An 8,363-nucleotide genomic window follows, 5' to 3' on the forward strand; every position below is an offset into this window, starting at 1 on the left:
CCGGGCAGGGGCCGCGGGGGGGGGCGGGGCGTGGGCCCGGCCCGGGGTGGCGGTGGGGGCGGGGGCCGGCCCGGGGGGCGCGGGCCCCACCGCCGAGGGGGCGGCCCCGCGCCGCGCGGCGGTCGGGTCGGCGGCGGCGCGGGCGCCGTCCCGGCGGCCGCGGGCGGTGCCGGCCTGGAGCGCGGACATGGCCCGGCGGACCTCCTCGGGCGGGCGGTGCGCCGGGTTGTCGGCGACGACCGGCCGGGGACGGGCCACCGGCCCGCGCCGGCGGACCCGCCGGGGCAGGCCGTCGCCGTCCGTCGGCGCCTCCACGCCGGAGGCGCGGCCGGCGGGCAGCGGCACGACGGCCGACTCGGACCGGTCCCGGCCGGGCCGGGCGGCCCGCGTCCGGGGGACGGTGGCCAGCCGGGTCACCTTGGCCATCCGCCGGTCGTCCCGCCCGGGCGACCCGCCGGCCGGGCCGGTCGTGCCGATCGCCGGCTCGTCGGTGACCAGGTCGGACGGGACGAGCACGACGGCGGTGATCCCGGCGGGGACGGCCGGCCGCAGCTCGACCCGGACCCCGTGCCGGGCGGCCAGCCGGGCGACCACGAAATGGCCCAGCCGGGCGCTGTTGGTCGGGTCGAACTCCGGGGCGCGGGACAGCTTGCGGTTGGCGTCGGCCAGGGCCGGCGGCGACATGCCGAGCCCCCGGTCGGTGATCTCGATGGTGTAGCCGCCCGGCACGGTCCGGCCGGTGACGTCCACCCGGGTGCCCGGCGGGGAGAAGACGGTGGCGTTCTCGATCAGCTCGGCGAGCAGGTGGATGACGTCGCCGACGGCCCGGCCGAGCACTCCGGCCGGCTGGACCTCGCCCACGTCGACCCGGTCGTACGACTCGACCTCGGAGATGGCGCCGCGCACCACGTCGACCGCGGCGACCGGGTTCCGCCAGCCCCGGCCGGGGGCCGCGCCGGCCAGGATGACCAGGTCCTCGGCGTGCCGCCGGAGCCGGGTGGCGAGGTGGTCGACCTGGAACAGCCCGGCCAGCTCGTCCGGGTCCTCGGTCCGCCGCTCGAGCCGGTCCAGCAGCGCCAGCTGCCGGTGCACCAGGCCCTGGCTGCGCCGGGCGATGTTGAGGAAGACCTCGTTGAGCCCGCGGCGCAGGGTGACCTCGTCGACCGCGGCCTGCACGGCGGTGCGGCGTACCTCGTTGAAGGCCCGCCCCACCTGGCCGATCTCGTCGCCGCCGTGGTCCAGCTCGGGCGCCTCGCGGGTGACGTCGACCTCCTCGCCGCGGCGCAGCCGGGCCACCACGTCGGGCAGCCGGTGCTCGGCCATCTCCAGCGCCGCGGTGCGGACGCCGGTGAGCCGGCGGTCCAGCGACCGGCCGACCCGCAGCGCCACCAGCACGCAGACCACGATGGCGAGCAGGCCGAGCAACCCGGCGGCGGCCAGCCGGACCAGGATGCGGACCGCCATCGGCACCGACCGCTCGGTGAGGGTGTCCGCGCCGCGCAGCTCGAAGTCCCGCAGACCCCCGGCGACCGCGGTGTAGCTGGCCTCCCAGGCCCGGACGTCGAGCCCGGCCGGCAGGTCGCGGGCGCGGACCAGGGTGTCCTGGAGGGCGCGCAACCGGACGAACCCCTCCCCCTCGGTGAGCCGCTGGTAACCCGCCCGTTCGGCGGGCGGCAGGTCGGCCACCGCGGTCTCGGCCAGGAAGCGCTGGTTCTCGATGGTGCGGACGAGCTGCTCGTGCTCGCCCTCGGCGTACCGGCCGGCGGTGACCGCGCCGGCCAGCAGCGCGTCGGCCTGGCCGAGCAGCTCCCGGGACCGGCCCAGCGCGGTGAGCGCCAGCGCCTCCCGGTTGAGCTGGGCGTCGGGCAGCGCGGCCATGCCGGCGAACGCCTGGAAGGCCGAGCCGATCATCCCGCTGTAGAGGCCGACGGCGCCGGCCCGGTCCACCTTCCGGCCGTCGATGAAGCCCCGCCCGGCGGGCAGCGCGTCGAGCGCGGCGACCAGCTGGTCGAGCCGGGCGTCCAGCAGGTCGTCGGCGGCGTCGCGCAGCTTCTCCCCGTCGACGCGGCGGCGCAGCTCGGCGATCGCCCGGTCGGTGCGGGTGCGCTGCTCGGCCAGGGCCGGGAGCGTGGTGTCGCCGGCGAGCTGCACGACGGAGAGCCGGCGTTCCCGTTGCAACTCGGCGACCACGCTCTCGCCGGGCCGGCCCAGGTCGTAGAGGAGGGTACGCGCGGCGAGCAGGTCGAGGGCCGGCCCGAAGGTCAGCGTGGTGGCGAAGATCCAGAGTGCCAGCAGCCCGGTCACCGGACCGATGACCAGCGCGGTCAGCTTGGCGCGGATCGGCCAGTCTCGGGTGTTCATCAGACCTCGCCCGGGGGAAGGTGTCGCAGGGGTGGCGCCGGCACCGGAAGGGCCGCGACGCCGGGCCCCGGCCCGGGCGCCTTGGGCAGGATACGTAATCCCAGCCCGATGCACTACCGGCCGTCTCGCCCCTCACTACGGTCCGGAATGTTCGCTGTGGACACCGTTGGACTGGAACGCCCGCCGGAAGGGACCGGCGGGACGTTCGTCCAAAGAGGGCGTACGGGTGCGGCGTCCACCGACGGCGGTTCGGGCCGACCGGGTATCGCCGGGTGCCACGCAGGAAACGCACGGCCGGCCGGAAGTCCAGTTCGGGGACGTGATCGCGTCGCGAATCCCGCCCGGGCGCCTTTTCTTGATCGGATCCACTTCCTGCGGCGCCGAGGGAGGTGTGCCCCGTTCCGACGCGGGAAGGTTCCGGCGGGCGCGATCGCGCAGGAAAGTGCCGCCGATCGGGATTGGCGATCACGCGCGGGAGGGAATACCAGCGGGCGAAGGAGGAGCCATGTCGCCCACGCAGGTAGTCGTCATAGTCATCGTCGTTCTGGTGCTCGCGGCGCTGGCCGCGGTCGCCGTGGTCGCCGCCCGCCGCCGGGCCCTGAAGCAGCGCTTCGGCCCCGAGTACGACCGGGCCGTCGCCGAGCAGGACAGCCGCGGCGCCGCGGAGCGGGAGCTGCGGGAGCGGGAGCGCCGCCACGCCGAGCTGGAGCTGACCCCGCTCAGCCCGGAGTCCCGGGCCCGGTACGCCGCGGCCTGGGAGGAACTTCAGGTCCGCTTCGTCGACTCCCCGGCGGGAACCGTCGGCGAGGCCGACGAACTGGTCACCCGGCTGATCGCCGAGCGTGGGTACCCCACCGGTGACTTCTCCGAACAGATCGCCCATCTCTCCGTCGAGCACGCCCGCACGTTGACCCACTACCGGGACGCCCACGACATCCGGCTGCGCAACGAGCGCGGTGAGGCCGGCACCGAGGACCTCCGGCAGGCGCTGGTGCACTACCGGGCCCTCTTCGCCGACCTGCTCGGCGAGGACCCGGTCGGGCACCAGCCGCCGGAGCAGCGCCACCCCGACCACGAGCACGACGCCACGAGCCGCTGAGGAGGCCGCCGACATGCGCCAGGAAGAGCAGCAGGTCACGCAGGACCACCCCGAGGCCGTCCGGTCCGCGCCGGTGCCGGTTCCGCCTCCCGGCGACCGGGCCGAGGGCGACGGGCCCGGGACCGACCGGGCCGCCCGCGCCGAGGTGCCGGAGGACGCGCTGGACGACCGGGGCACCTTCGACGACCCGGCGGTCGCCGGTGAGCCCGCCGACCGGCGGGAGGCGGAACTCGACGAGACCCGGGCGTACGACGCCCGCGAACTCCGCGACGCGGAGGCCGCCGACGCCGACGAACGGCGGGTGTACCACGACCCGGCACCGCTGCCGACGGTCTTCGGGGCGACGACGGTGGGCGACGCGGTCGCGGCCTCGGCCATGGCCAGCGGCCGGCCCGAGGACGAGCGGGACCCGCGCGGCGAGGACACCGCCGTGCCGGGTGACGGCGCCCCGGGCCGGACCGACGCGTTCGACGACGAGCGGGCCGACCCGACCGCGGGCGACCGGCTGCACGACCCGGACCGCTGGGAGGCCGTGCACTCCGGGGTGCGCGACGAGGCGCCGGTGGCCGGTGGGGCCGGGTACGGCAGCGCCGAGCCGGCGATGGTCGACCCGGACACCAGCACCGCTGCGGCCGGCGCGGCCGCGGGCGGCGCGGCGCTGGCCGGCGCGGCCCGTCCCACGCCGGGCGCGGTGCCGACCGACGCGGCCACGCTCTTCGCCCCGGAGACCGCCCAGGACTTCCGGGACCGCTGGCGGGACGTCCAGCTCCGCTTCGTGGACGACCCGCGGGCCGCCGTTGGCGAGGCGCAGTCGCTGGTCGAGGAGGCCATCGAGGCGCTCTCCGCCGCGCTGCGCGAGCAGAAGACCAAGCTCGGCGGCTGGCAGGAGTCCGGTTCGTCCGACACCGAGCAGCTCCGGGTCGCCGTGCGCGGCTACCGCGACTTCCTGGACCGCGTCCTGGGCCGCTGACCCACGCCCGTCACGGAGCCCCGGCCGGTGGACGCCGGGGCTCCGCCGTGTGTGCCGGATCGCACTTCGTGCATGAATTTTCGCGGTCTGGGTACCTGCGGGCGCAGTCGCCACGGAGGGAGCGTTCGGGATGGGTGACGGTCTCCGGTTGAACATGAACGCCCTGGACTACCTGATCCTGGCGCTCTACTTCGTCACGGTGCTCGGCGTCGGCTTCGCCGCGCGGCGCGCCATCCGCACCAGCGTCGACTTCTTCCTCTCCGGACGGTCGTTGCCCGCCTGGGTCACCGGCCTGGCGTTCGTCTCGGCGAACCTCGGCGCCCTGGAGATCATCGGCATGGCGGCCAACGGCGCCCAGTACGGCGCCATGACGGTCCACTACTACTGGATCGGCGCGGTGCCGGCGATGGTCTTCCTGGGCATCGTGATGATGCCCTTCTACTACGGCTCGAAGGTCCGCAGCGTCCCCGAATACCTGCGGCTGCGCTTCAACCGCCCGACCCACCTGCTGAACGCGATCAGCTTCGCGGTCGCCCAGGTGCTCATCGCCGGGGTGAACCTCTACGCGCTGGCGCTGATCATGCAGGCACTGCTCGGCTGGCCGCTCTGGGTGGCGATCGTGGTCGGCGCGTTCATCGTGCTGGTGTACATCACCGTCGGCGGCCTCTCCGGCGCGATCTACAACGAGGTGCTCCAGTTCTTCGTGATCATCGCCGGCCTGGTGCCGATCACGGTGATCGGCCTGGTGAAGGTCGGTGGCGTGGGCGGCCTGATGGACGCGGTGCGGGACTCCAAGCTCGGCGAGGCCGGGCTGCACGCCTGGGAGGGCACCGGCAGCACCGACAACCCGCTCGGCGCGCACTGGCTGGGCATCGTCTTCGGTCTGGGCTTCGTGCTCTCGTTCGGCTACTGGACCACCAACTTCGCCGAGGTGCAGCGCGCCCTGTCCGCCCGGAACATGAGCGCGGCCCGGCGGACGCCGATCATCGGCGCGTACCCGAAGCTGCTCATCCCGCTGGTCACCGTGATCCCCGGCCTGATCGCGCTGGTCACCGTCAAGGGGCTCGGCGCCGACGACGGCGACCTGGTCTACAACAACGCGATCCCGCTGCTCATGCGCGACCTGCTGCCCAACGGGGTGCTGGGAATCGCGGTCACCGGCCTGGTGGCCTCGTTCATGGCCGGCATGGCGGCCAACGTCAGCGGCTTCAACACCGTCTTCACGTACGACATCTGGCAGGCGTACTTCAAGCGGGACCGCCCGGACGAGTACTACGTGAAGGTGGGCCGGATCGCCACCGTCGTCGCCGTGGTGGTCGGCATCGGCACGGCGTTCATCGCGGCCGGGTTCAGCAACATCATGAACTACATCCAGGCCCTGTTCTCGGTGTTCAACGCCCCGCTCTTCGGCACCTTCATCATCGGCATGTTCTGGAAGCGGATGACCGCGCTGGCCGGCTTCTGGTCGCTGCTGGCGGGCACCGTCGTGGCCATCGGGACCTACCTGCTCTACCGGGCCGGCGTGATCCACTTCAACTCCGACCTGGAGGAGAGCTTCTGGGGGGCGGGCCTCGCCTTCGCCACCGTGGCGGTGGTCGCCGCGATCGTGACGCCGCTGACCCGGCCGAAGCGCAACGACGAGCTGACCGGGCTGGTCTACGGCCTGTCCGACACCACGCTCAAGGACGACTCGCTGGCCGGTGACGCCGCCTGGTACCGCTCGCCGGTGCTGCTCGGTGTCGTCGCCGTGATCCTCGCCGCCCTCTTCTACATCCCGGTCTTCTGAGGAAGGGACGCACGCCATGGCAGACGACGCCGACCGGTACCAGCACGGCGAGGCCCACGACCCGCTGGTCGACCAGACCGAGGACGAGCGGGAGGCGAGCTCCGCGGCGGCGCGGCTCTTCGACATCCGCCGGGTGATCGGCGGGCTGTTCGTCGCGTACGGGGTGATCGTGGGCCTGATGGGGCTCTTCGACTCGTCCGCGGAGATCGACAAGGCGCAGGGCGTCCGGATCAACCTCTGGGCCGGCCTCGTGATGCTCGCCTTCGGGCTGCTGATGCTGCTGTGGCAGCGGCTGCGCCCCACCGAGCCGCCGGAGCCGCACGCCGCCGACGAGCGCTGACCCGGGCTGCCGGCATGGCCCGGCCCGCACGGGGTACGCCGTGGGGATCACGGAACGGGACAGGAGGGCAGCAGCATGACGGATCGTGACCGCGGTGGCGAGCGGCCGCTGGAGGAGACCCCCGAGGTGGCCGCCGCGGTGGACGACGACAGCACGGTGCCGCAGCTGCGCACCGGTGGCACCGACCCGAACAATCCCGTCTTCACCGAGCCGGACGGCGCGGTGCCCGACACGGGCACGCCGGACATCCTCGGCGACCCGTACGCGGCCGGAACCGGGGCGACCGGAACCGGCACCGGGGCGGGCGGGGACAACATCCGCACCGGGGCGGAGCAGCCGTGGGACCCCGAGGACCTGGTGATGGCCCGGGGCCAGGACATGACCCCGGAGAACCTGGAGCGGGCCCGCCGCGACCTGGCCGAGCTGGGCCGGGCGGCGATCGAGAAGACGGTCCCCTGACGCCCGGGGGCCCCTGGTCGACGTGGGGTCGACCAGGGGCCCGGGGAACCCGCGCGGCGGTGCCTCACTCCCGCCGCCGCGGGTGGGCCGGCCGCCGGATCAGGAGAGCGGCGGGTAGGCGTTCTGCATCAGCTGCTGGAACTGGGCCGCGAACCACGCACCGGAGATCGGCGCGTTCGGCAGGGCGCCGGACAGGTTGTTGCCGTTGCGGGCGTTGCCGGTGTAGGTCGGGTCGCACATCCGGTCGAAGCCCTTGCCCTCGTCGTTCGGGATGGCCGTGCTGGAGCCGTCCGACTCACCCGGGGGCTTCACCCAGACGTACGCGTCGATGCCCGGCTCCGGGTTGGCCCGCGGCCGCTCGCCGAGGCCCGCGCCGGCCTGGTTGCACCAGTTGCCGGTGTGGTAGCGCCGGTCGACCCGACCCCCGTCGACGTAGGCGTCGACACTGGTCAGCGGGCCCGGACCGGTGGGCCGGGCGGACCCACCCCAGCCGTTGCGGGAGGTGTCGATCAGCATGCCGATGCCACTGTCGAAGCCGACCGAGACCAGCTTCTGCCGGAACGCCTGGGCGAACGAGAGCTCGTCGACGTACTGGTTCCAGTCGATCCACTTGGACTGCCGCACGGTCTGGCCGTTCACCGAGTCGGTGACCTTGACGTACGGCTCCTTCAGCGCGGAGTAGTTGGCGGTGTTGACGATGAAGCCGTGCACGTTGCGCACCGTGCTGCCGGACGCGACGGCGGCGGCCTTGAGCTGGTCGGCGACCGGGCCGAAGTTGCTGTCCCAGCCGATCCAGCCGTGGTGCGCGGCGTCGATGTAGTTGTAGACGTTGCCGATCGCGCCGAGCTTCGCCAGGGCGTAACCCACGCCGTTGACGTACGCGCCGTTGGCCTTGACCGTGTCGCACATGACGGTGCCGCCCGCGTTGCCCGAGGTGTTGGTCACCAGGTTGGGCAGCGAGTCGATTTCGATGATGTTGACGATGCGCAGGTCCTTGTACTTCGCGTCGCCCTGGATCGCGGCGATCGGGTCGATGTACTCGGCCTTGTAGCGGGGCAGCTCGTCGGGGCCCAGCTCGCCGTTCGAGGCGAGCGCGGAGCAGTCCCGGCCGGGCAGGTTGTAGATGACGAACTGGATGTAGCCGGCGCCCTGGGCGAGCGCGGCGTCCAGGTGGTCACGGACTCCCATCGCGCCGTTGGAGCTGCTGTTCGGGGTGCCGTTGATGGCGGCGATCCGGTCGATCCACACCGCGGTGGGGTTGTTCGACACCCGGCTGCCGCCGGACACCGACTCGGCCTTGGCCTTCCACTCGGGGTTCACGTACCCCTTCACCCCGGCGTACGGGTTG

General features: G+C 73.7%; 7 protein-coding genes. 5 read left to right on the forward strand and 2 right to left on the reverse strand.

Features of this window, described 5'->3' with window-relative positions:
* The coding region (locus tag ACW0Q9_RS26615) for a sensor histidine kinase (protein WP_456185866.1) at window positions 1-2,361 on the reverse strand (2,361 nt) is incomplete at its 3' end.
* Window positions 2,362-2,866: 505 nt separating this feature from the next.
* Here ACW0Q9_RS26615 and ACW0Q9_RS26620 point away from each other — a divergent pair.
* The 5 genes from ACW0Q9_RS26620 to ACW0Q9_RS26640 all read left to right on the forward strand — a co-directional run bounded on the left by ACW0Q9_RS26620 (window position 2,867) and on the right by ACW0Q9_RS26640 (window position 7,015).
* On the forward strand, window positions 2,867-3,460 hold the full coding sequence (locus tag ACW0Q9_RS26620) for a hypothetical protein (RefSeq protein WP_456185868.1): 594 nt from the start codon (window positions 2,867-2,869) through the stop codon (window positions 3,458-3,460).
* 13 nt (window positions 3,461-3,473) lie between these two features.
* Window positions 3,474-4,430, forward strand: coding sequence for a hypothetical protein (locus tag ACW0Q9_RS26625; protein WP_456185870.1), 957 nt, complete (start codon window positions 3,474-3,476; stop codon window positions 4,428-4,430).
* Between the two features lie 130 nt (window positions 4,431-4,560).
* Window positions 4,561-6,216 carry a sodium:solute symporter family protein gene (locus ACW0Q9_RS26630; RefSeq protein ID WP_456185872.1) on the forward strand — a complete coding sequence of 552 codons (1,656 nt, stop codon included), beginning with the start codon at window positions 4,561-4,563 and terminating at the stop codon, window positions 6,214-6,216.
* 16 nt (window positions 6,217-6,232) lie between these two features.
* The gene (locus tag ACW0Q9_RS26635; RefSeq protein WP_456185874.1) at window positions 6,233-6,556 is read left to right on the forward strand and encodes a hypothetical protein; all 324 of its coding nucleotides are present in this window, start codon (window positions 6,233-6,235) and stop codon (window positions 6,554-6,556) included.
* A gap of 75 nt (window positions 6,557-6,631) precedes the next feature.
* Window positions 6,632-7,015, forward strand: a complete 384-nt coding sequence (locus tag ACW0Q9_RS26640) for a hypothetical protein (RefSeq protein WP_456185876.1) — start codon at window positions 6,632-6,634, stop codon at window positions 7,013-7,015.
* 99 nt (window positions 7,016-7,114) lie between these two features.
* On the opposite strand, the gene ACW0Q9_RS26645 is transcribed toward ACW0Q9_RS26640, so the two are convergent.
* Window positions 7,115-8,363, reverse strand: a 1,249-nt coding sequence (locus tag ACW0Q9_RS26645) for a glycoside hydrolase family 6 protein (protein WP_456185878.1), incomplete at its 5' end; no start/stop codon positions are given.

The organism is Micromonospora sp. I033, from assembly GCF_053890995.1.